This is a genomic window from Rhodococcus sp. PvR099, from assembly GCF_017833315.1.
GTDB lineage: Bacteria > Actinomycetota > Actinomycetes > Mycobacteriales > Mycobacteriaceae > Rhodococcus_G > Rhodococcus_G oryzae.
The window spans coordinates 302,766-325,631 of record NZ_JAFIBV010000001.1 but is presented as its reverse complement, the minus strand read 5'-3'; the positions used below and the strand labels follow the sequence as shown (position 1 = coordinate 325,631).

Here is a 22,866-nt window from a genome sequence, read left to right as displayed (position 1 = left end):
GAGTTCCCCGTGCGCACCAAAGTGCTGGCAGCACCACCCGCAGGCAGCGGCCTCCGACCGATCTACGGCACCGGCGACCCCGGCGTGATCGAACTCCTCCGCTTCTTCCGCAATCCGATCGAGCTGGTGGCCCAGCGCCGCGCGGCCTTCGGGGACATCACCTACATCAAGGCGTTCGGCCTCGAGTTCGCCATCCCCCTCACCGCGGACGGCACCGAGTCGGTGGCCATGAACCGGCAGAAGGCGCTGGCCGCCGAACCCGCGTGGGGCTTCCTCATCGGTCCGTTCTTCCGCCGCGGCATCCTGCTGATGGACTTCGAGGAGCACCGCCACCATCGACTGATCCTGCAGCAGGCCTTCAACAACAAACGCCTGCGCGGGTACCTGGACGAAATGCAGCCGATGCTGCGCAAGGGGGTCGAGCGACTCCCGACCGGCAAGAACGTGCTCGTCCTGGACGAGCTCAAGGCGCTCACCCTGGACCTGGCCCTGGAGATCTTCCTCGGGATGGACCTGCCGCGCGCCGAGGCCGATCGGATCAACAAGGCCTTCATCGACTGCGTGAACGCCGGGATGTCGATCATCCGCAAGGACATTCCGGGAACCAAGTGGGCTAGGGGCCTGGCCGGGCGACGCGTGCTCGAGGAGTTCTTCCATCGACACCTGCCGGCCAAACGCGCATCCGGCGAGACGCCCGATCTGTTCTCGGTGCTCTGCCATGCGCGGTCCGAGGAGGGGCACACCTTCACCGACGAGGACGTCGTCAACCACATGATCTTCGTGCTGATGGCCGCGCACGACACCTCGACGATCACCCTCACCACCATGGCCTACTACCTGGCCAAGCATCCCGAGTGGCAGGACCGTGCGCGGGCGCAGTCCCGTTCGCTGCCCCGCGAGATCAACTACGACAACCTCGACGAGTTCACGGTGCTCGACGCCGTGATGAAGGAGTCGCTGCGACTGAACTCCCCGGTGCCGGGGCTGGCTCGACGAGCGTTGGAGGACACCGAGATCAACGGGCACTTCGTCCCGAAGGGCACCTACGTCAGCGCGGTGGGCATGGTCAACCACCACAACCCGGACCTGTGGACGCATCCCGAGCACTTCGACCCGGATCGCTTCTCCCCCGAGCGCGCCGAGGACAAGTCACACCGCTACGCCTGGATGCCGTTCGGGGGCGGCGTGCACAAGTGCATCGGCCTGTACTTCGCCCAGATGGAGATCAAGACGATCATGCACAACCTGCTCCTCGAGTACGAGTGGTCGGTACCCGCCGACTACACCTGGAAACTCGACAATTCCACGCTGCCGGTCCCGAAGGACCACCTGCCCGTCACGCTGCGGGCGCTGTGACCGCGGATATGCTGGCACACGATGAACACGCGTCCCGCCCCCGTCGCGCCGACCGCACCTCCCGCGGAGCAGGCGATGCTCGACGCCGCCCGGGACGAGTTCGAGCGCTACGGGATCCGTCGGACCAACATGGACGACGTGGCCAAGCGTGCCGGGATCAGCCGCAGCACCCTCTACCGGAAGTTCCCGAACAAGGACGCCCTGGTCGAGGTGCTGGTGTTGCGCGAAGCGGGGCTGTTCTTCGATCAGCTCGACGCCCTGGCCCGGGATCTGGACCCGGTACGGGCCGTGGTCGAGTGCTTTGCGCGGGGCATCGCTCTGACGCGGGAGATTCCGCTACTCGGCCGGATTCTCGAGAGCGAACCGGAGATGCTGGTCGAGGTGACCACCCGCACCGAGGGCGCACCGATCGCGGTCGCTGCCGCCCGGGTGGCCGCCGCGCTGCGACACAGTGGGGCGACCATGCCCGAGGACGACCTGCTCTCGGTCTCCGAGATCCTCATCCGGATCTCGATGTCGCTGCTGCTGCACCCGCACGGCCGACTGGACACCACCGATCCCGATGCGGTGCGTCACTACGCCGAGAGGTACCTCGCCCGACTGGTGTGGTGACACCATGACGGCGTCGGTCGAGGCGCTGTTGCGCCAGCTGCCGCCGTCCACCGAGTTCGCCTCGGCCACGGCCCCTTTCACCGGCGAGCCCCTCCCCGACGTTCCCCAGACCGGAACCGAGTCGGTGGCCGCAGCGGCGCTCGCCTGCCGCGCCGCGCAGCCCGCGTGGGCGGCCAGACCGGTGCGCGATCGGCAGCGGGTGCTGGCGCGGTTCGCACGGCTGCTGGTCGACGACCACGACCGGCTGTGCGACCTCATGCAGTGGGAGACCGGCAAGGCCCGCGTGCACGCCGCCGTCGAGGTGCAGGGCGTCGTCTCCGTGGCCCGGCACTACGCGGCCCGCGGCGGCGCATACCTGGGCGAGCGGCGCGCGCTCGGCGCGGTGCCCGGCCTCGTCTCGGCCCGCGTGGGGTACCGCCCGAAGGGGCTCGTCGGGGTGATCGCCCCGTGGAACTACCCGCTGTTCCTGGCCGTCGGCGACGTGGTCCCGGCGTTGCTCGCCGGGAACGCGGTCCTCAGCAAGGCCGACTCGCAGGCCCCGCTCACCCTGCTGCACGCGCGGCACCTGGCGGTGCGGGCGGGGGTGCCCGAGGCCGCGTGGCAGGTGATCGCCGGACCGGGGAGCCGGATCGGGCCCGCCCTGATCGACGAGGTGGACCACCTGAGCTTCACCGGCTCGACCACGACGGGGCGCGAGATCGCGCGTCGCTGCGCAGACCGCCTGATCGGGGCCTCGCTCGAGCTCGGCGGCAAGAACCCGATGATCGTCTGCGCGGACGCCGACCTCCGCGCCGCCGCCCGCGGCGCCGTGCAGGCCGCCTTCTCCAATGCCGGGCAGATGTGCATCGGCATCGAGCGAATCTACGTCCACGAGAAGGTGTTCGACAGCTTCCGCGACGAGCTCGTCAGACGGACCGCGCGACTGCGGCTGGGAGCCGGACACGGCTACGACGTGGACATGGGTTCGCTCACCTCGCAAGGGCAACTGGACCTCACCCTTCACCATGTGGCGGACGCCTTGGCCAAGGGCGCGAGCGTCGCGACCGGCGGCAGGCCCCGGCCCGACCTCGGTCCGTTCTTCCACGAGCCCACCGTGCTGACCGGTGTCACCACCGAGATGGCCGTCTACGCCGAGGAGACCTTCGGTCCGGTGGTCGCCCTGTACCGGGTGACCTCGGATGCCGAGGCGATCCGCCTCGCGAACGAGGGAGAGTACGGCCTGAGCGCCAGCGTCTGGACCCGGGACCTGCGGCGTGGCCGCCGGGTCGCGGCGCAGGTGGTCGCGGGGGCAGTGAACGTCAACGACGGCTACCTGTCCGCGATCGCCTCGCTCGGCGCGCCCATGGGCGGGATGCGCAGCAGCGGCACCGGGCGGCGGCACGGCCGGGAGGGCGTCGTCCGCTACACCGAACCGCAGACGGTCACCACCCAGCGCATCGCCACGGCCTACCCCGACCGATTCCGCGGACCCCTGCTCCGCGCGATGAACGCGGGCACCCGTGCGCTGCTCGCCATTCGACACCGATCATGAGGAGAACGATGCGAATCCTCGACGAGGCGCTCGCCGCAGGCACGCTCTGGCGGGCAGGGGCAGTGCCGCGCAACCCATGGGCCTTGGCCTCGGGTGCCCGCGCGGTCGCCCGGCTCGGGCCGTTCGGCGGTCTTCCCGCCTTCGGGGCTTCGGCCTTCCCCGACCGGGTCGCCCTCGTGGACGACCGGGGCCAGCTGACGTTCGCCGAGTTCGCGGGGCGCACCCACCGGCTGGCACACGCGCTCACGTCCCGGCTGGCCTCGCCGCGGCCGGGGATCGGCATCCTCTGCCGCAACCACGCCGATGCCGTCGTCGCCCTCTGCGCGGCGTCGGCCGCGGGCGCCCGGGTGGTGCTGCTCAATTCGGATTTCGGCCCGCGCCAGGTGGCCCAGGTGGCCGCCCGCGAGCGACTCGATGCGCTCGTCTACGACGAGGAATTCAGCACCGCGGCATCGGGTTTCGACGGCCCCCGGTGGTGCGCCTGGACCGAGGACGCCCGGGCGGAGAGCTGCATGTCCGCCCTGATGACCGGCGAGTCCGCCGCGCTGCCGGCCCGGCCGGCTCGATCCCCGGCGTTGGTCGTGCTCACCAGCGGCACCAGCGGGCTGCCCAAGGGCGCCCCGCGCTCGCAGGCACCGTCGCTGCTGGTCCCCGCCGGGCTGCTCTCGAAGATCCCGCTACGCGGCGGCGAGCGCGTGCTGCTGTCCGCACCGGTCTTCCACGGCTGGGGCCTGATCGTCGCGACACTGACCCTGACCCTTGGCTCGACGCTGGTGCTGCATCGAAGGTTCGACGCCGCGCGGGTGCTGACGGACCTGCAGCGGCACCGCTGCTCCACCCTGGTGGCGGTCCCGACCATGCTGCGTCGGCTGGTGGCGCTCGGTGACGCGATTCCCGCGGCCGACCTGTCCGCGCTGCGGATCGTCGCGAGCGGCGGCGCCCGGCTCGACGGCGCCCTGGTCGCCCAGGTCACCGCGGCGCTCGGCCCGGTGCTGCACAACCTCTACGGTTCCACCGAGGCCTCGTACATCAGCATCGCGACACCGGAGGACCTGGCCGTGGCCCCGGACTGCGCGGGACTCCCGCCCCGTGGCACCGTCGTCCGCATCGCCGACGCGGACGGCACGAGCGCAGCGGTCGGTGCGGAGGGCCGGATCCTCGTGCGCACGCCGGGCCAGATCGACGCGTACACCGACGGCACCAGGAAGAGCGATCCCGACGGGTTCCTCGACACCGGCGACCGCGGCCACCTGGACGCCGCCGGACGCCTGTACGTGGCCGGCCGCTCCGACGCCATGATCGTCTCCGGTGGCGAGAACGTCTTCCCGGAGGAGCTCGAGATGGCGTTGCTCGCGCATCCTGACGTGGCGGACGCCGCCGTCACCCCGGTACCGGACGCCGAGTTCGGGCATCGGCTGCGCGCGTATCTCGTCCGGGCCGACGCCCCCGCCGGTCGGGACACGCTCGACGAGCAGGCGGTCCGCCGATACCTCGCCGCGGAACTGCCCCGGTCGCGGATGCCGCGCGAGATCGTGTTCGTCGAGCGTCTCTCGCGCAGCTCGACGGGCAAGCTCACCCGCCACACACTCGACGAACTGCAGGAGGAGCACAGATGAGGGGCATCGATCTGACCGGCCGGGTGGTGGTCGTCACCGGCGGGGCCCGCGGCATCGGCCGCGCCACCGCGACCGCGCTGCGCGCCGCCGGGGCCCTGGTCGCGATCGGCGACATCGACGAGGCCGAGGTGATCCGCACGGCCGGGCAACTCGGCGTGCTCGGCGCCGTGCTGGACGTGGCCGATCCCCAGTCGGTGACATCGTTTCTCGCCCAGGTGGAATCGGGACTGGGTCGGCCGTGGGGATGGGTGAACAACGCAGGCATCATGCCGCTCGGCACGCTGCTCGATCAGGACGACGCCATCGTGGACACGGCGGTGGACGTCAACCTGCGCGGTGTCCTGCACGGCACCCGCGCCGCCGGACGGGCGATGGCCTCTTCCGGTGGCGGACGGATCGTCAACATCGCCTCGATCGCCGGCTGCATACCCGTCCCCGGCATGGCCGTCTACAACGCGACCAAGGCCGCGGTGCTCTGCTTCGGCGACGCCGCAGACGCCGAACTGTCCGCCGCCGGGGTGCGGGTGTCGACGGTGCTGCCGTCGTTCACGAACACCGCGCTGCTGGACGGCACCCACCCCGGCCGACTGCTCACCCCGATCCCGCCGGAGACGGTCGCCGACGCGGTCGTCGCGACGCTGCGGTCCGGCAGGCGCCGGGCGGTCGTCCCTCGCCGGCTGTCCGGTGCCCTGCTGTGGCCGCTCTTCCCGCGTCCGCTCGCCCGCCTGCTGCGGCGCGCGACCGGGCTCGACCGGGTGTTCCTGGACACCGACTCCGGTCGCGCCGCCTACGACGCACGAATCCGCGGCGGGTCCACGTAGATCGGGACGCCGCCGCGGTGTGTGAGAGCATCCAGTACCGCATCACCACTCGAGCCGAGGGACCGCTTCCGGATGTTCACCGCCGTCGCACTGCTGGCCGTTGGCGCGGCCGGATACTTCGGCTACCGGCGACTGCGCCGCGATCCCGCGCTGCGCGCGGACCTGTGGGCCCGGGTCCGGACGTATGCACTGGCGGTCGGGCTGTTGGCGCTGGCGGCGGTTGCCGTGCGCAACGGACCGACGGGTGAGACAGCACTGGTCCTCGCCTGCGCCGCCGTGCTCGTCGTCCCGCTCGCCACCCGCGCGACCGCGCAGGACCGGGCCGCGGCCCGCGAGTCCCTGCGACGCTCCCAACTGGGTCTCGAACCGCGCAGGCCGCTGGTCAACGTCCCCGCGCTGCAGGCCCGCTGGGTGGCCGCAGGCGCCCTCGCCTACTTCTGCATCGGGGGCTTCCGCGGCTTCGTCGCGCTCAACGCCGTCTTCTCACAGCACGCACCGGACGCCGGCTGGGTGCTGTCGGCGGTCGTCGCGGCCACCGCGGTGGCCGCGGTCGCCCACGTGAGCGTGCAGCGGCGCCGGGTGGCGGCGGAGGACGCCCGCCTGAACGCACTGGACCGGGCCGTCAGCTGACGGCCCGGTCCGGTACTGCTTGTTTCGTGCGTCAGCCGCGGACGGCGGCGAGCACCTCGTCGAGCGCAGACCCGGCGGGCACCTCACGGGACTCCCCGGTGAAGCGGTCCCGCAGTTCCACGTTGCCCTCGGCGAACCCACGGCCGACGACGACCACCAGCGGCACACCGAGCAGCTCGGAGTCCTTGAACTTCACGCCGGGCGAGGCCTTGCGGTCGTCGAGGATCACCGACAGTCCGGCGCGGTCCAGCTCCGCGGCGAGCGCCTCGGCGCCCTCGCGGGCCGCATCGTCCTTGTTCGCGATCACCAGGTGCACGTTGGCGGGCGACACCTCGGCCGGCCAGCGCAGCCCCTTGTCGTCGTGCTGCTGCTCGGCCATCACCGCGACCAGCCGCGAGACGCCGATGCCGTAGGAGCCCATGGTCGGGCGGACCGGCTTGCCGTTCTCGCCGAGCACGTCGACGCCGAACGCGTCGGTGTACTTGCGGCCGAGCTGGAACACGTGGCCCACCTCGATGCCGCGGGCGGCGACCAGCGGCCCGGCACCGTCGGGCGAGGGATCGCCGTCGCGCACCTCGGCGGCTTCGATGGTGCCGTCCGGGGTGAAGTCGCGGCCGGCGACGAGGCCCACGACGTGCTTGCCCTCCTCGTCGGCGCCGGTGATCCAGCTGGTGCCGTCGACGACCCTGGGATCGACGAGGTAACGGACGCCGTTGGCCTGCAGCGCCTTCGGGCCGATATAGCCCTTGACCAGGAACGGGTTGTTCTTGAAGTCGGTCTCGGTGATCAGCACGTATTCGGCCGGCTCCAGCGAGGCCTCGAGGCGCTTCTCGTCGACCTCACGGTCGCCCGGGATGCCGATGGCGAGCAGTTCCCACTCACCGCCGGGCACGCGGGTCTTGACCATGATGTTCTTCAGCGTGTCCGCGGCGGTGACCGCTTTTCCGAGGTCGGCGCCGTTGGCCCAGTCGACCAAAGACTCGATGGTCGGGGTGTCCGGGGTGTCGTACACCTTGGCCTCGGGCTGCCCGTCGAACGGGATCGCCGCGGGCGCGAGGGTCTTGACCGCCTCGACGTTGGCCGCGTAACCGGACTCGATGCACCGGACGTAGGTGTCCTCACCGATCGGGCTCTCGGCCAGGAACTCCTCCGAGGCGCTGCCGCCCATCGCGCCCGACGTCGCGGAGACGATGACGTACTTGACGCCGAGCCGCTGCAGGATGCGCTCGTAGGCGTCGCGGTGCGCCTGGTAGGACGCCTCCAGGCCCTCGTCGGTGAGATCGAAGGAGTAGGAGTCCTTCATCACGAACTCGCGGCCGCGCAGGATGCCCGCACGCGGACGCTCCTCGTCGCGGTACTTGGTCTGCACCTGGTACAGGGTGACCGGGAAGTCCTTGTACGAGTTGTACTCGCCCTTCACGGTGAGCGCGAACAGCTCCTCGTGGGTGGGGCCGAGCATGTAGTCGTTGCCCTTGCGGTCCTTGAGCCGGAACAGGCTGGCGCCGTACTCGGTCCAGCGGTTCGACGTCTCGTAGGGCTCGCGCGGGAGCAGGGCGGGCAGCAGGATCTCCTGCGCGCCAATGGCATCCATCTCCTCGCGGACGACCCGCTCGACCTCGCGCATCACTCGGAGGCCCAGCGGCAGCCAGGAGTAGACGCCCGGCGCGATGCGCCGCACGTAGCCGGCGCGGACGAGCAGCTTGTGGCTGGCGACCTCGGCGTCGGACGGGTCGTCGCGGAGCGTGCGAAGGAACAGCTGAGACAGGCGGGTGATCACGGGGTATCAGGATAGTCGGAACGCCACGGCGGCGGTGCCGCCCGGTCCCTCAGTGCGCGGCCCGCCCGGTACCGTTACCGCTCGTGCTGGTGCTGCTTCCCCCCTCCGAGACCAAGTCCGACGGCGGCAAGGGCGCCCCCCTCGACCTGGGCGAGCTGTCGCTGCCCAAGCTCACCGCGACCCGCGAGGTGCTGGTGAACGCGCTCGTCGAGCTGGCCGCCGACGCCGAGGCGTCGAGCCTCGCGCTGGGGCTGAGCGCGGGGCAGTCCGACGAGATCGCCCGCAACGCGGCGCTGTGGACCTCGCCGACGCGACCGGCCCTGGAACGCTACACGGGGGTGCTGTTCGACGCCCTCGACGCGAAGTCGTTCACCCGCGTGCAGAAGGCGAAGGCGCTGACCCGCCTCGCGGTCGGCTCCGCACTGTTCGGCGTGGTCCGCGCGGGCGACCCGATCCCGGCCTACCGGCTCTCCGGCGGCTCGAAGCTGCCCGGGATGGGCACCCTGCAGTCGGTCTGGAAGCCCGAGCTGACCTCGGCTCTCGAGGCGGAGGCCGACGGCCTGGTGGTGGACCTGCGCTCGGGCACCTACCAGCAGCTCGGCCCGGTGCCGGGTGCTGTGATCGCCACCGTGCTCACCGAGAAGCCGGACGGCAGCCGCTCGGTGGTCAGCCACTTCAACAAGCACCACAAGGGCCTGCTCGCCCGCGCGCTGGTGGTCTCCCGTGCGGAGCCGTCCGACGTCAAGGGCGTCGCCAAGGTCGCGGCCAACGCCGGGCTGCGAGTCGAGATCGCCTCCCAGCGGGAACTGATCATCCTGACGTAGGCGCCTCCGGCGCCCGTGCGCGTGTTTCACCCCGATGGGGGTACACATCGCTCACAGGTGCGGAAGGCGGCTCACAGCCGGGGATCGACCGCCTCCGACTCCAGGGCGAGCACGGCGAACACCGCCTGGTGGATCCGCCACAGCGGATCGGCCCTGACCAGTCGGTCGACCGCCTCCATGCCCAGCGCGTACTCGCGCAGCGCCATCGACTGCTTGTGCCCCAGGTTTCGGTTGCGCAGCCGCTCCAGGTTCTCCTTCTCGGTGTAGTGCGGACCGTAGATCAGTCGCAGGTATTCGCGGCCACGCACCTTGATGCCGGGCTGAACGCGACGAGCGCCTGCCTGCGCCCCGTTGGCGAGCGGTTTGACCACCATGCCCTCGCCGCCTGCGCCGGTCAGCTCGTCCCACCAGGCGATGCCCGCGGCCTCCGACTCCGGCGAGCCGGTGTCGACGACGACGCGCCGGGTCGTGGTGAACAGGGTCGGTGCCGCCGCCACGAGCCGGTCCGCGATCGCCAGGTGCCAGCCGTGATCGCGATCGCTGTGACCGGCGCCCTCGGTGGCCAAGACCTGGAACGGCGCCACCCGCACGCCGTCCAGGCCGTCGGTCGGCCAGACATATCGCCGGTAGGCATCGGTGTAGCGCGCGACGTCGGCCGCCCTGCTGTTCACCCGCTCGAGGAGATCCCCGACGTCGAGTCCGCGCTCCGCCGAGGCCTCGAGCACCGATCTACGGCCCGCCAGGTCGGCGCGCGCGGCCGCACCCACCGCGGCGTACTGCGACCGGAGCAGCCCCTCGGACTTCGCTGACCACGGCAGCAGCTCCGCGTCCAGGAGCATCCAGTCGGTGCCGAGCTCCTCCCACAGCCCGGCGTCCCCGACGGCCTCCGCGACGAGGGTCACCAGGCGCTCGGTCTGTTCCTCGTCGAACATGCGCCGACCGGTTCGGGTATGCACCATCCCGGACAGGCCGTCCGTGACGCCGAATCGCGCGGCCACCACCGAGGCATCGCGGCACACCATCACGATCGCCCGCGAACCCATGTGCTTCTCCTCGCAGATCACCTCGCTCACCCCCGCTTTTCGGTACTCGGCGAAGGCTTCGGCTGGATGCTCGAGGAGACCGGGTCGCGACGAGGTCGCGCACGGCGCCATCGTCGGCGGCAGGTAGTGCAGCCACTGCGGCGCCACCGCCCATCGGCTCATCACCTCGAGCGCACCCGCCGCGTTCTCGGGCCGAATCGTGATCCGTCCGCGCAGCGCGGTATCCACTCCCCCGACCCGGAGAATGTCCTCGATGTCGAGGGCCTGCGGATCGGGCTCCGGCATGTGCAGCGGCTTGGCCGGCGGATACCACTCCCGATCGGCCGGAACGGAGACCACCTCGCGCTCGGGGTAGCGCATCGCCGTGAGCGCGCCGCCGAAGACGCACCCGGTGTCGAGGCAGGCCGTGTTGTTGAGCCACCGCACATCCGGCACCGGCGTGTGCCCGTACAGCACCATCGCGTCGCCGCGATAGTCCTCTGCCCACGGGTAGCGGACCGGCAAACCGAATTCGTCCGTCTCACCGGTGGTCTCGCCGTAGAGCGCGAAACTGCGCACCCGACCGGACGCGCGATTGTGGTACTCCTCCTTCAGGCCCGCGTGGGCGACGACCAGCCGCCCGTCGTCGAGGACGAGATGCGCGACCAGCCCGTCGCAGAAGTCCGCGACGGCGCGGCGGAACTCCTCGGACTCGGACGCGAGCTGCTCGAGGGTGCGGTCGAGACCATGAGTGGCGTTGACCTTCTGGCCGCGCAGCGCCTTCACGAGCTTGTTCTCGTGGTTGCCCGGCAGTGCCAGCGCGTGACCGGCCGCGGCCATACCCATCACCAGCCTCAGCACACCCGGCGAGTCGGGGCCACGGTCCACGTAGTCGCCCACGAACACCGCGGTGCGCCCGGCAGGCGGAAGTGCATCCACCGGCCTACCCTGCTCGTCCCGCCGCACCGTGTATCCCAGGGCACCCAACAGGGTTTCGAGCTCGCCGAGGCAGCCGTGGATGTCCCCGATCACGTCGAACGGCCCGGGCAGATCGCGACGGTCGCTCCGCAACGGCTGCCGGACGATCCGCGCCGACGCCACGTCCTCGACCCCATCGAGGACGTGGACCGTGCGGAAACCCTCACGAGCCAACCCGCGCATCGACCGCGAGAGCTGCTGGTGTTGACGTCGCAGGACGCTGCGATCGAACCCTCGGTCCCCCCGGGCAGCGTTGCGCTCGGCGCACACCTGCTCGGGCAGGTTCAGCACGATCGCCACGGGCAGCACATCCTGGGAGCGGGCGAGGTCGATCAGTTTCTTGCGGGCCGCAGGCTGGACGCTCGTCGCGTCGATGACGGTCAGCTTCCCGGCGCGCATTCGCTTGGTGGCGATGAACTCGAGGACCTCGAACGCATCGACGGTGGCCTCCTTCGAATTCGGGTCGTCACTGACCAATCCGCGACAGTGATCGCTCGAGATCACCTCGTACGCGCCGAAATGCTCGGCCGCGAAGGTCGACTTCCCCGACCCGCTGATCCCGATGAGCACGACCAACGACGGCTCGGGTATCTCGAGAACACTCATGCCGAAACCTCCCGTCGGATGAACACGGCCATCTGGGTGGGCGCGCCACGGGTTCCGTCGACATCGCCGATCCCCGTGAAGCTCACGTCATAGTCGTGTGCGGACGTGACCTCTGCTGCCCAGGCCTCGAATTGCGTTCGGCTGAACTCGAATCGGTGGTCGGGATGCCGGAAGGTGCCCGGCTCGAGATTCGGATACAGCACGTTGTACTCGGCGTTGGGCGTGGTCACCAGGACCACCCGCGGGTGCATGTCGGCGAACACCGACCGCACCAGCGCCGGCAGCCGCGACTCGTCGACGTGCTCGACCACCTCCATCAACACCACCGCGTCATACCCCCTCAGGCGTGGATCTCGGTAGGTGGCCGACGACTGGAGCACCGAGATCCGCTCCCGCTGACGGTCCGACAGCTCGGCCAGCCCGAGCCTGCGTTCCGCCTTACGCAGCGCGCTGTCGCTGACATCGACGCCGACGATCTTGGTGAAGGCAGGCCGGGCGAGCAGCTCCCGCAACATCTTTCCCTCACCGCAGCCGACATCGACCACCCGCGCAACACCGAGGTCCTCGAGCGTCGCGATCACCGCGTCCTGACGCCGGTTCGCGAGGCCGGCGTTGACCGCCAGCACATCACCTGTTTCCGTGGTTGCGTCCTCGACCAGCCGATCGACGACGGACGCCACCAGCTCACGTCGGTGCGCGAGGTAGCGCGAGGCGATCAGCTCGGCTTCCGGGTGGCCGCTCAGCCACTCCCCCGCCATCCGAACCAACTTGTCGGCCTCCTCCTCGCCGACCCAGTAGTGCTTGACGTCATCGAGCACCGGCAGCAGGACATAGAGGTGTCGCAGCGCCGCGGACAACGTCTGCGTGCCGACGAGCGTCAGGCTCACATATGCCGAGTCACCCCACTGCGGAATGGTCTCGTCCAGCGGGAGCGGCTCCGCGATGACGTCCCAGCCGAGTGGCCCGAAGAGCCGGCCCGGCAGGTCTGCGCCGCCCCTGGCCGGCATCGCCGGAATGGTGACCCGTAGCGGAAGGGCCGTCAGCGGAAGTTCCTGGCGCGATGCAAGCGTCCCGGCGAGGGCCGATTTGAACACTCGCGAGATCGCCACCGCCAGCATCGACGACCCGGCATACGGTCGGTCGTTGACGTACTGCCCCAACGCGAAACCGTCACTGCCCCGCCGGAACTTGCTGCGCGCCAAATCGACTGGATCGACGTCGAGGATCATCGCCACGGTGCAGCTCGACTGCGAGGACTCAGGATAGAGCACGGTCGCGGTCCCCACCGACAACTCGAACGTCTGCACCCGATCGGGATGCTTGTGCAGGAGGTAGCCGAGGTCCGACGCATCCGGGAAGCCGCCAGTCGCGGTCGCGGTCAGTGTGAACAGCACCATTCGGACACTACCGGCGGTGTCGAGCGACTTTCCGTCGCGACGGTCGGCGGGTTGCGGCGGCTGCGCGTCTCCTACTCCCGAAAGGAGTACCGCATGACAGGGGGTGGGCGGCGGGGCCTGATATATGCGCAGCTCCACAGGCCCGTGGCGACTGCGACGATGACAGCGCCGCCGGACCCCAGGCTCGCCGCCTTATGGAAGAGCAACCACACTCCCCCGGCCCACATCACGAAGCCGGCCCCCCATAGCACCGATCTCGTGTGCGATGTCCGCGCCGAGACATAGCGCCAGATCGCCAAGCCGAATCCCCACGTCCCGATGACCGTCACCACCATCGCCGCGAGAAACCACCAGACCGCCGGAGCGTCGGTCCGATCGGTGAGCACTCCCGTACGCCACACCCCCGACTCCCTTACGCGGTGATCGGTTTGGTGTGCGGATTCCCGGTACCGACATGGGGATCGGGTTGGGCCACTCCCGGTTTCGTGAGCGTCCAGGCGTAGGCGGGCGGCAGGTTGGTCCAGACCTTGACGCGATCCTGGCGGAAGCGTGCGCGGAACTCGGCGAGCGCCCGTGCGCTGCCTCGGCGGTGCCGACGGTGCCGTTCCCCGGAAAACCGGTCGACCGCCGCACCGCCGAGATACGAGAAGTAGGTGATGCAGCCGCCGGGCTTGAGTACCCCGTCCAGGGCTTCGCAGATCGCACGCGTCTCGTTCTCGGTGAAGTTCGCGAACGGGAGTCCGACCACGATGACGTCGTACTTTTCGGCCGCCGGGAGTCCGACGATGTCGGCCTGGCGGATCACGATCCGCTCCGCGCAGGCGCGGAGAGCCGGATCGACACCGATCTCCGCTCGGAGGTACGCGGCGAGTCGCGGGTTCCGTTCGACACAGGTCAAGGTGTCGTCCGGGCCGATGCGGGCCGCGATCGCCCGGCTCAGCGCACCCGTCCCCGCACCGACCTCGAGGATCGACAGCGCGGTATCGGTGGAACGGGCGATCGACTCCGTCAGCGCACGTGCCAGTCGGGGACTGCTCGGCGCGATCGCGCCCGTCGTCCGCAGGTCGCGGCCGGCCTCGGCGGCAAACAGCGCGTGGCCGCCGAATCGTGTCGGAGAGATCCTGGCGGCAAAATTCATCATGTCCCCACAGTGCGGGCGCGGCACGGTGGGCCGCATCGGCAATCCGGCCACCGGCACCCCCGACGAAAGTAGGTGGTACCACCGGCGATCGGTCGAAACAGTCGATGCCGAAGCCGATTCCGCGGGTACATTCGCAACGTGATCTCCATCCTCGTCGTCGACGACGATCCGTTCGTGCGCCAGGGGTTGGCCGACATGCTCGCCACCGACGACCAACTGTCCGTGGTCGCGCACGCGTCGGACGGCGCCGATGCGGTGCGAGTTGTTCGGTCCCGTGACATCGACGTGGTGCTGATGGACATCCGGATGCCGACGATGGACGGGATCGAGGCGACGCGCCGGATCGCGGCACTGCCGTCCCGTCCGCGCATCCTGGTGCTCACCACGTTCGATCTGGACCAGCACGTGTATTCGGCGCTCGCGGCAGGGGCAGACGGATTCCTGCTCAAGGAGACACCTCCCGCGGAGATTCTCCGAGCGGTCCACGTCGTCGCGGCGGGCGGGTCGATGTTGCATCCCGGCGCGGCGCGGGCGCTCATCGACCGATTCCACCAACAGACAGCCGAGTCCGCCCAGGCCGCGGCAGAGCGCATCGCGCGCCTCACCCCGCGCGAGACGCAGGTCCTCGAGCGGGTCGCGCGTGGGGACTCCAACGCCGACATCGCGGAGAGGCTGTCGATGCGCGAAAGCACGGTGAAGGCGCACGTCAGTCGAATTCTCACCGCTCTTGACGTCTCGAACCGGGTCCAGGCGGCGCTGGTGGCGCGTGACGCTCAGCTGCTCGGCGAGTCCGGCTGACGGCTGGGCCACGGCAAGCTTGCGAACACCCGGAAGCCGCCGTCGGCGGTGGGCCCGTGCTCGAACGTTCCCGCGGCGACCATGACGCGCTCGCTCAACCCCTCCAGTCCCGCTCCGGACCCGCCCAGGGTCGTGGTCGCCGAGGATTCTGCCGGCGCCGCATTGACGATCTCGATGCTCAGACGGTCGCCGGGTGCGCCGTCGATCGCGATCGTGGTGGCGGCGCCCGCCGCGTGCTTGTGGATGTTCGTCAGCGCCTCCTGGGTCACGCGGAAGGCCGCGTGCGCCAGCACGGAGGGTGCCGGACGGTCCAGGTCCGCGCGGATGTCCTCCACGATCGGGACGCCCGCGGCACGCGACGCGGCGATGAGCGCGGGAATGTCCCGCAGCAGCGGCTGCGGCGGTTCCGGCGCGGGTTCGTCGGACGAGTCCCGGAGCACGCCCAGCACGCCGCGCAGATCCTCGAGCGCACCGCGGGCGGTGTCGGCGATCAGCGTCGCGCTGCGGTGTACGCGGTCGGCATCCGGTGCGCGGGTCACCTGCAAGGCGCCGGCGTGCAGTGCGATCAACGAGACCTTGTGCGCCACCACGTCGTGCATCTCGCGGGCGATGCGGCTGCGTTCGGCCAGCCGAGCCTGGGCCGCTCGTGCCTCGCGTTCGGCTTCCGCCTGACGGACGCGATCGTGAAGTCCGTCCAGATAGGCGCGGCGCAGGCCGATATAGGCGCCGAGAACGGCGAAGGCGGCGATCGCGAACAATGCCGAGCCCAGCACGGTCGGATAGTCCTCCGCGGTACGCCGGAAAGACTCGGACACGGCGTCCGTCAGCGCCCCGGCCACCGCCAGGATCCAGAGCCATCGGTCCCGGCGGCGAACCGCAAGGGTGCAGATCGCGACGAGCATCATCAGATTCGACCCGGACAGAGCACACACGAGAATGCCGACGCACGTGATCGCGATCGGATACCGGCGGCGCCACCACAGCGTCGTGGCGGCGGCGACCGAAATCGCCGACAACCAGAATGCTTGCGCCGAATGGTCGCCCGCCTGCACGAACCGCCCGACAAGGACGAAGATCGTCGCCGCCAGCAGCGCGATGTCGCGAATCCGCGGAAGACGGGGCTCGAGCCTCCGGCGGTACTCCTCGAGGGCGGTCACACGCTGAGTATGTCGCGTATCCGATCACGAACGCTCCGTCAGTTGGTCCATCGTCCGGGCGGAGGGTCCATGGATGTATAGGCGGGGAGCGGGAGCGGCTGATCGTTCAGGAACGTCTCCAGCAAGCCTGTGTAGATCTCCGGTTGGTCCGTCGAGACCCCGTGGCCGGCACCCTGGATGTCGACCAGCGTGGAGTGGGGGAAGGTGTCTCGGTACTCGCGTGAGACCGGCCAGCGCAGGAAGTCGCATTGGGCCGCCATGACCAGGACGGGAACCCGCGCGTTCGTGAGCGCAGGCCTGGGATCCGGGATGGAGCCGAAATCGGCCGTCGTCATCTGATTGACGTAGAACCCCTGCAGATTGTCGTGCGGCGGCGTGGTGACCTCGCGTGAGCACGAGGCCCCGTCGCGGCCGGTGAGGGCGACCTCGTGCATCCACGAGTCGGCCTCGGCGTCGGGGACGAACGCATGTGCGGCTTGGGGATTCACGCCCATCAACAGCGATTGGGCGAGAATGCGCGGGTTGCCCATCAGTTCGTCGTAGCGTGCCTGCTGGGCGGGATCCATCTCGTGCCAGGGTTCGCCGACGCCGTCGGGAAATGCCGTCGGCCAGATCGCTCCTGGCGCGACGAAGACGGCTTTCGCGACGCGATCGGGGTGCGCAGCGATGTACTGCGCCGTCAGCGATCCGCCCCAGGACCGTCCGACCAGGACGAGTTGCTCGGCACCGAGTTCTTGCCGTATCGCTTCGAGATCGGCCACCTGGCGCTGCACGGTGTAGTCGGTGACATCGTCGAGTCGGGTCGAACGGCCCGCCCCCACTTGGTCATACGCGTACACGTCGAACCCCTGGGCGGCGAGTTCGGCGCCGCCGACCGGTATTCCCTCGCCGGGTGTTCCCGGTCCGCCGTGCACGAAGATCACCGGCGGCTTCGGGGTCGGGAGTGCGGCGGCCGGGGCGTGGACGTAGGCGATGCGCGAACCGGTCGGCAGGTCCCAGTACTGGACGTCCGACGGCACCGCGGAGTCCGGCTGAGCAGGGAACGGACTGAGGATCGTCGATGCTGCCAGCGCGGCGACGGCCACGCCGATCACCACGCTCAGTCCGGCCGCACCCACCTTCGCACGACGCGCCCCCGTCAGCCGAAAACCCCACCAGCTCACCAGAAAACAGACGGCGACGGCGCCGGCCAATCCCGCTCCGAGGAACAGCGCCGGGATGTCAACCGCGAGCGCCACCAGGCCCACCGCCAGCGCTCCGACGACGATCGCCACCACGATTCCGAGGACGATGGTCACCACCCCCAGGGCGATACGCCACCGACTGCGCGCCTTCGTGGGCATTGCCGATTCTCGCGGCTCAGCCGTCATTGCAGGTCCTGTCCCCCGTCATTGCCTGTTCGTCGCACCATACTGGACGGTCGCCACAGGCGGAGCGGGACAGGTGCGGCCTCCGGCACCGCTAGGACTCCTGCGCCGCCTTCTCCGCGGCCTGCGCCTGTGCGACCTGCTGCGGGGTGAACCGGATGAACAGGGCCACGACGGCGGCGAGGGCGGCGAAGATCGCGCAGCCGAGCAGGGCCGTCGTATAGCCCTCGCTGAGCGCGAACAGCTGGTCCGCGTTCATGGTCGACGCCACCCCGGAGGTGCCGCCAAGCGAGAGCGTCTTGGACGTGGCCATCGCGCCGACGATCGCCAGCCCGATCGGGCCGAAGAGCACCTGTGCGACCTGGGCGATCGCGGACAGCGGGCCGATCTCGTGCTGCCCGACCCCGGCGATCGCGCACAGCGGCAGCGGCACCACCGCGAGGCCGACACCGAATCCGACGCCGACCACCAGCATGAACAGGTTGCCCATGTAGGTCGCCGAGGTGTCCAGCGTGGAGCCGTACAGCAGGCCCAGCGTGGTCAGGACGGTGCCGGCGACGATCAGCCACCGGGGCTGGACGCGGACCGCGAGCTTGGACGCCACGAATGCGGCGGCGCCGAGGCCGAAGGCGAACGGCACGAACGCCATGCCCGCGGCGAGCGGGCTGTAGCCGAGGATGTCCTGCACGTACAGCGCCACGAACGGCGCCAGGCTGAACATCACCGCGCCCACCAGCGCGATCGCGATGAAGGTGGCCACCCGGTTCCCGTTGCGGAACAGCGAGAACGGCAGCAGCGGGTTCTCCGCCCTGCGCTCGACCAGCAGGAACGCCGCCAGCATGCCCAGCCCCACGGCCAGCGCCGCGATCACCGGCGGGCTCGTCCAGCCCATCTCCGCGCCCTCGGTGAACCCGAAGACCACGCCGGTGCAGCCCAGGGTCGCGAGCACCGCACCCGGCACGTCCAGCTTGAGCCGCTCGGCGCCGGTCTCCACCAGCGAGGGAATGGCGAGGCCGATGATCAGCAGCCCGATCGGCACGTTGATCAGGAAGATCCAGCGCCAGGACACCTCGGTCAGTGCGCCGCCGACGATCAGTCCGGTCACGGAACCGATGCCGGTCATGGCCGCGAAGATCGCGATCGCCTGGTTGCGGACCGGGCCGGGCGCGAATGTCGTCGCCACCAGGGCAAGCGCGGTCGGCGACGCGATCGCCGCACCCACGCCCTGCAGCGCCCGCGCCGCGATCAGCGAGACCTCACCGGTGGCGAGTCCGCAGATGAGCGAGGCCACCGTGAACAGCACCACGCCGCCGATGAAGACCCGCTTGCGCCCGAAGGCGTCGCCGAGCCGTCCGCCGAGCAGCATCAGGCCGCCGTAGGTCAGCGCGTAGGACGTGATCACCCAGTTCCGGCCCGCGTCGCTCAGGTCGAGATCCTGCTGGATCCGGGCCAGGGCCAGCGAGGCGACGGTCCCGTCGAGCACCATCATCAGCTGCATACCGCCGAGGACGACGATGGCGAGACCGAAGGCTCGCGTGGTCACGGGGTACTTCACGACAGTGGAGTCAGGCACGGTCGCCCAGGTTACTGCGCGTCGGCGGTCAGGCCCGCGACCGGCCCGATCACGACGATCGCGGGCGGGCGGATGTTCTCCTCGCGGACCCGGGCCGCGACGGTCGCCAGATCGGCTCGCAGCACCCGCTGAGCGCGCGTGGTGCCCTCCTGGATCACGGTCACCGGGGTCTCGGCCGGCCTACCGCCCTCGGTGAGCACGGCGGCGAACTTCTCGATCCGCTCCACCGCCATCAGCAGCACCAGGGTGCCGCGCAGCTTCGCCAGGGCCGACCAGTCCACCAGCGAATCGGGGTGGTCCGGGGCGATGTGCCCGCTGACGACCACGAACTCGTGGGTGACGCCGCGGTGGGTCACCGGGATCCCGGCCGCGGACGGCACGGCGATCGCGCTGGTGATGCCCGGCACCACGGTGACCGGCACCCCGGCGGCCGCGCAGGCCTGCAGCTCCTCGAAGCCGCGGCCGAACACGTACGGGTCGCCGCCCTTGAGCCGGACCACGAACTTGCCGGCCTTGTAGCCGTCGATCAGCGCGGCGTTGATCGCCTCCTGCGCCATCGCGCGGCCGTACGGGATCTTCGCCGCATCGATGACCTCGACCTGGGGGCCGAGCTCGGCGAGCAGCTCGGGCGGCGCCAGCCGGTCCGCGACGACGACGTCGGCCCGGGCCAGCAGCCTGCGGCCGCGGACGGTGATCAGATCCGGGTCGCCGGGTCCGCCGCCGACCAGCGCGACGCCGGGCACGTGCGGCTCGGCGACGTCCACCACGCCACCGGACTGCAGGGCCTCGACCAGCGCGGTGCGCACCGCGGCCGAGCGGCGGTGGTCGCCGCCCGCCAGCACACCGAGCTCGAGCCCGTCGAAGGACGCGCTCGCGGGGGTGACGGCGGTGCCGTTGCGGGCACTGTCCGCGCGGACGCAGAAGATGCGGCTGCGCTCCGCCTCGGCGACGACGGCGGCGTTGGTGTCCGGCTCGTCGGTGCAGGCGATGGCGTACCAGGCGCCGTCCAGGTCGCCGTCGGCGTACGCGCGCAGGTCGATGGTGATCTGGCCGCCGGTGGCCATCGCCTCGACGGCGGGGGTGACGGCGCGGCTGACCACGTGCACCCTCGCCCCGCAGGCCACGAGCAGGCCCAGGCGCCGCTGTGCGACGGTGCCGCCGCCCACGACGACCACCCGTCGATCGGTCAGGTTGAGCCCTACGAGGTAGTTGGGCTCGTCTCCGGCCGCTGCTGGCACTTCGCGCTCCTTGACTGGGATGTCGGGGGTCTTCGGGCTACCAAACATTACGGGCGACGGCAACGGTGACGCCATTGCGGGCGCGTTTGCGCACCAGCAGGTCGCCGCCGCCCGCGCCGAGGAGCGCCGCGGCCTCGGCGACGCTCGGCGTCCCGACCTCGGCCGCGACCCGTCCTGACGGTGTCGGCACGTCCACGGCCGAGAGTTCGTCGGCCGTGAACCCGAGCACCGGTACACCCAGCTCGGCCGCCGCAATGGCGATCGAGGACTCGGTGGCCTTGCGTTCGAGGGTGGCCAGCGCGTGCAGCTCGGTCGGGTCGTCGACGACGGCGCTGATAGCAGCCAGCACGGTGTCGGGGTCCACCCCGTCGCGGGCACCGATGCCCACCACCAGATCACCCATTGGACGCCTCGAAATCTCTTGCCGCGGAGACGAACCGGCGCACGGAGGCCGGGTTCCCCGCGGGATGGGTGTGTAGATAGGAGGCGTGTACGCCGCCGCCCGCGAAGCCTTCCCGCGCCGAGGTTCCCGCCGCCCGCCAGCCCCAGGCCGGGGCCCAGCCGTCCACCGAGGCCGACGTGAGCCGGGTCCGGTGGAACTCGTGACCGACCACCCTCGTCCCCGGTTCGAACAGCACCGACTCCCCCAGCGCGACGGCCTCCCGATAGCCCAGGGTCAGCGACTTTCCGAACTCAGCATCCACCCCGATCACCCCCGCCATCGGGTGCCCATCGAGACGACGTGCCAGGTACAGCAGGCCCGCGCACTCGGCGTGGATCGGCATCCCGCGGCGCGCCAGTTCGCGGACGGTGGTGAGCAGCGGGATGTTCGCCGCCAACTCGGGCGCGTGCTCCTCCGGGAACCCGCCCGGCAGCACCAACGCGGCCGCGCCCTCGGGAAGCTGATCGACGGCGGGGTCGAAGGTGCACACCCGCGCGCCCGCCGCCTCAAGCAGTTCGCGATGCTCGGCATAGCCGAACGTGAACGCCGAGCCACCGGCCAGCGCCACCACGGGATCGGGTCCCGGCGCGTCCGTACCGGCCTCGTCCGCGGCATTCCAGGCCGGCACGCCGACGCTCGAGCGGGCCAGCGCCCGCACCGCGGGCAGGTCCACGTGCCGCGCGATCAGCTCGGTCATCGCGTCCACCGCGTCGGTGGCGGCCCGTCCGTGCTCGACGGCGGTGATCAGTCCGAGGTGCCGCGAGGGCACCGCCAGCTCCGCGAGCCTGGGCACCACCCCGAGCACCGGCACCCCGACCCGGTCGCAGGCCTGGCGCAGCACCTGTTCGTGCCGCTCGCTGCCGACCCGGTTCAGGATCACCCCGCCGATCCGGACGCCGCTGTCGAAGGTCGCGAAGCCGTGCAGCACCGCTGCCAGCGACTGGCTGTGGCCGCGGGCGTCCACGACCAGGACGACCGGGGCGCCGAGCAACCCGGCGACCTGCGCGGTCGACCCCTCCGCGGCGCCCTCGGGCGCCGGGTCCGCGATCTTGCCGTCGAACAGGCCCATCACGCCCTCGACGACGGCGATGTCGCAGCCCGCGCTGCCGTGCCGGTACAGCGGGCCGACCCTGTCCGCGCCGACCAGCACCGGATCCAGGTTGCGTCCGACGCGGCCCGCGGCGAGGCCGTGATAGCCCGGGTCGATGTAGTCGGGCCCGACCTTGAACGGCGCCACCCGATCACCGGCCGCGCGCAGGGCGCCGATCAGACCCGTTGCGACGGTGGTCTTTCCGCTGCCGGATGCGGGTGCGGCAATGACGACCGCCGGAACGGTGTTCACCACTCGATGCCCCGCTGGCCCTTGCGTCCGGCGTCCATGGGGTGCTTGATCTTGGTCATCTCGGTGACGAGGTCGGCCGCCTCGATCAGGGCCTGCGGCGCATCCCTACCGGTGATCACCACGTGCTGGTTCCCCGGCCGCGCATTCAGCACCTCGACCACCTCGTCGACGTCCACCCAGCCCCACTTGAGCGGGTAGGTGAACTCGTCCAGGACGTAGAACTTGTGCTCCTCGTTGGCGATCCGGCGGGCCACCTCGCGCCAGCCGTCCAGCGCGACGCGGGCGTGGTCCTCGTCCTCGCCCTTCTTGCGGGTCCAGGACCAGCCCTCGCCCATCTTGTGCCACTGCACCGGTCCGCCGATTCCGGTGGACTCGTGCAGCTCACCGAGCGCGCGGAACGCCGACTCCTCACCGACCTTCCACTTCGCGCTCTTGACGAACTGGAACACCCCGATGTCGAAGCCCTGGTTCCAGGCTCGCAGCGCCATCCCGAACGCGGCGGTCGACTTCCCCTTGCCGGGACCCGTGTGCACGGCCAGCACCGGCGCGTTGCGGCGCTGCCGGGTGGTCAGGCCGTCGTCGGGGACGTTCTCGGGAAGCGGTACACCCTTGGGCATCGTCTCTTACTCCTCTTTCCG

At 70.6% G+C, this 22,866-nt stretch carries 19 protein-coding genes; 8 read left to right on the top strand and 11 right to left on the bottom strand.

Annotation, left to right across the window (positions count from 1 at the left end):
• Positions 1-9: 9 nt before the first annotated feature.
• The 6 genes from JOE46_RS01615 (at position 10) to JOE46_RS01590 (ending at position 6,566) form a co-directional block, all read left to right on the top strand.
• Positions 10-1,356, top strand: coding sequence for a cytochrome P450 (locus JOE46_RS01615; RefSeq protein ID WP_209926038.1), 1,347 nt, complete (start codon positions 10-12; stop codon positions 1,354-1,356).
• A gap of 21 nt (positions 1,357-1,377) precedes the next feature.
• Positions 1,378-1,968: a TetR/AcrR family transcriptional regulator gene (locus JOE46_RS01610; protein ID WP_097212750.1), complete on the top strand. Its 591-nt coding sequence runs from the start codon at positions 1,378-1,380 to the stop codon at positions 1,966-1,968.
• A 4-nt stretch (positions 1,969-1,972) separates the two neighbouring features.
• The gene (locus JOE46_RS01605) at positions 1,973-3,499 is read left to right on the top strand and encodes a succinic semialdehyde dehydrogenase (protein WP_245220894.1); all 1,527 of its coding nucleotides are present in this window, start codon (positions 1,973-1,975) and stop codon (positions 3,497-3,499) included.
• 8 nt (positions 3,500-3,507) lie between these two features.
• A complete protein-coding gene (locus JOE46_RS01600) occupies positions 3,508-5,115 on the top strand; it encodes an AMP-binding protein (protein WP_245220893.1) in 1,608 nt (535 codons plus the stop codon).
• Positions 5,112-5,936: an SDR family NAD(P)-dependent oxidoreductase gene (locus tag JOE46_RS01595; protein WP_097212747.1), complete on the top strand. Its 825-nt coding sequence runs from the start codon at positions 5,112-5,114 to the stop codon at positions 5,934-5,936. The genes JOE46_RS01600 and JOE46_RS01595 overlap by 4 nt, the downstream gene beginning before the upstream one ends.
• Positions 5,937-6,008: 72 nt before the next feature.
• Entirely contained in the window at positions 6,009-6,566 is a 558-nt protein-coding gene (locus JOE46_RS01590) for a hypothetical protein (protein ID WP_209926032.1), read from the top strand.
• A 31-nt stretch (positions 6,567-6,597) separates the two neighbouring features.
• Here JOE46_RS01590 and JOE46_RS01585 read toward each other — a convergent pair whose 3' ends face one another.
• Positions 6,598-8,343, bottom strand: a complete 1,746-nt coding sequence (locus tag JOE46_RS01585) for a proline--tRNA ligase (protein WP_097212745.1) — start codon at positions 8,341-8,343, stop codon at positions 6,598-6,600.
• Positions 8,344-8,426: 83 nt separating this feature from the next.
• On the opposite strand from JOE46_RS01585, the gene yaaA reads away from it, so the two are divergent.
• Positions 8,427-9,167: a peroxide stress protein YaaA gene (gene yaaA, locus JOE46_RS01580; RefSeq protein WP_209926030.1), complete on the top strand. Its 741-nt coding sequence runs from the start codon at positions 8,427-8,429 to the stop codon at positions 9,165-9,167.
• Positions 9,168-9,238: 71 nt separating this feature from the next.
• Here the strand turns inward: yaaA and JOE46_RS01575 are convergent, their stop codons facing one another.
• From JOE46_RS01575 to JOE46_RS01565, 3 genes are all read right to left on the bottom strand, one after another.
• Positions 9,239-11,773, bottom strand: a complete 2,535-nt coding sequence (locus JOE46_RS01575; RefSeq protein WP_209926028.1) for a polynucleotide kinase-phosphatase — start codon at positions 11,771-11,773, stop codon at positions 9,239-9,241.
• Entirely contained in the window at positions 11,770-13,170 is a 1,401-nt protein-coding gene (locus JOE46_RS01570) for a 3' terminal RNA ribose 2'-O-methyltransferase Hen1 (RefSeq protein WP_209926026.1), read from the bottom strand. Before JOE46_RS01570 ends, JOE46_RS01575 begins: the two co-directional genes overlap by 4 nt.
• 412 nt (positions 13,171-13,582) lie before the next feature.
• Positions 13,583-14,311 (bottom strand): class I SAM-dependent methyltransferase, encoded by a 729-nt coding sequence (locus JOE46_RS01565; RefSeq protein ID WP_209926024.1) that lies wholly within the window; start codon positions 14,309-14,311, stop codon positions 13,583-13,585.
• Between the two features lie 138 nt (positions 14,312-14,449).
• Between JOE46_RS01565 and JOE46_RS01560 the strand changes: the two genes are divergently transcribed.
• A complete protein-coding gene (locus JOE46_RS01560) occupies positions 14,450-15,109 on the top strand; it encodes a response regulator transcription factor (protein ID WP_269588194.1) in 660 nt (219 codons plus the stop codon).
• Here the strand turns inward: JOE46_RS01560 and JOE46_RS26205 are convergent.
• From JOE46_RS26205 to cobO, 7 genes are all read right to left on the bottom strand, one after another.
• Complete coding sequence (locus tag JOE46_RS26205; RefSeq protein WP_097212738.1) at positions 15,085-16,266, bottom strand: sensor histidine kinase; 1,182 nt, start codon at positions 16,264-16,266, stop codon at positions 15,085-15,087. The two genes, JOE46_RS01560 and JOE46_RS26205, sit on opposite strands and share 25 nt — an antisense overlap.
• 38 nt (positions 16,267-16,304) lie before the next feature.
• The gene (locus JOE46_RS01550) at positions 16,305-17,609 is read right to left on the bottom strand and encodes an alpha/beta hydrolase (protein ID WP_209926022.1); all 1,305 of its coding nucleotides are present in this window, start codon (positions 17,607-17,609) and stop codon (positions 16,305-16,307) included.
• Between the two features lie 118 nt (positions 17,610-17,727).
• Complete coding sequence (locus tag JOE46_RS01545) at positions 17,728-19,131, bottom strand: MFS transporter (RefSeq protein ID WP_097212806.1); 1,404 nt, start codon at positions 19,129-19,131, stop codon at positions 17,728-17,730.
• Between the two features lie 86 nt (positions 19,132-19,217).
• Entirely contained in the window at positions 19,218-20,444 is a 1,227-nt protein-coding gene (gene cobA / locus JOE46_RS01540) for a uroporphyrinogen-III C-methyltransferase (RefSeq protein WP_097212736.1), read from the bottom strand.
• Positions 20,445-20,481: 37 nt separating this feature from the next.
• A complete protein-coding gene (locus JOE46_RS01535; RefSeq protein ID WP_209926020.1) occupies positions 20,482-20,847 on the bottom strand; it encodes a cobalamin biosynthesis protein in 366 nt (121 codons plus the stop codon).
• Positions 20,840-22,228 carry a cobyrinate a,c-diamide synthase gene (locus tag JOE46_RS01530; RefSeq protein WP_374102877.1) on the bottom strand — a complete coding sequence of 463 codons (1,389 nt, stop codon included), beginning with the start codon at positions 22,226-22,228 and terminating at the stop codon, positions 20,840-20,842. Before JOE46_RS01530 ends, JOE46_RS01535 begins: the two co-directional genes overlap by 8 nt.
• Positions 22,225-22,845 carry a cob(I)yrinic acid a,c-diamide adenosyltransferase gene (cobO, locus tag JOE46_RS01525; protein WP_209926016.1) on the bottom strand — a complete coding sequence of 207 codons (621 nt, stop codon included), beginning with the start codon at positions 22,843-22,845 and terminating at the stop codon, positions 22,225-22,227. Before cobO ends, JOE46_RS01530 begins: the two co-directional genes overlap by 4 nt.
• Positions 22,846-22,866 lie beyond the last annotated feature (21 nt).

Coding starts and splice junctions, on each gene's coding strand:
- JOE46_RS01610 (WP_097212750.1), top strand. CDS start 1,378: ATGAACACGCGTCCCGCCCCCGTCGCGCCGACCGCACCTCCCGCGGAG.
- JOE46_RS01605 (WP_245220894.1), top strand. CDS start 1,973: ATGACGGCGTCGGTCGAGGCGCTGTTGCGCCAGCTGCCGCCGTCCACC.
- JOE46_RS01600 (WP_245220893.1), top strand. CDS start 3,508: ATGCGAATCCTCGACGAGGCGCTCGCCGCAGGCACGCTCTGGCGGGCA.
- JOE46_RS01595 (WP_097212747.1), top strand. CDS start 5,112: ATGAGGGGCATCGATCTGACCGGCCGGGTGGTGGTCGTCACCGGCGGG.
- JOE46_RS01590 (WP_209926032.1), top strand. CDS start 6,009: ATGTTCACCGCCGTCGCACTGCTGGCCGTTGGCGCGGCCGGATACTTC.
- JOE46_RS01575 (WP_209926028.1), bottom strand. CDS start 11,773: ATGAGTGTTCTCGAGATACCCGAGCCGTCGTTGGTCGTGCTCATCGGG.
- JOE46_RS01570 (WP_209926026.1), bottom strand. CDS start 13,170: ATGGTGCTGTTCACACTGACCGCGACCGCGACTGGCGGCTTCCCGGAT.
- JOE46_RS01565 (WP_209926024.1), bottom strand. CDS start 14,311: ATGATGAATTTTGCCGCCAGGATCTCTCCGACACGATTCGGCGGCCAC.
- JOE46_RS01550 (WP_209926022.1), bottom strand. CDS start 17,609: ATGCCCACGAAGGCGCGCAGTCGGTGGCGTATCGCCCTGGGGGTGGTG.
- JOE46_RS01545 (WP_097212806.1), bottom strand. CDS start 19,131: ATGCAGCTGATGATGGTGCTCGACGGGACCGTCGCCTCGCTGGCCCTG.
- JOE46_RS01535 (WP_209926020.1), bottom strand. CDS start 20,847: ATGGGTGATCTGGTGGTGGGCATCGGTGCCCGCGACGGGGTGGACCCC.
- cobO (WP_209926016.1), bottom strand. CDS start 22,845: ATGCCCAAGGGTGTACCGCTTCCCGAGAACGTCCCCGACGACGGCCTG.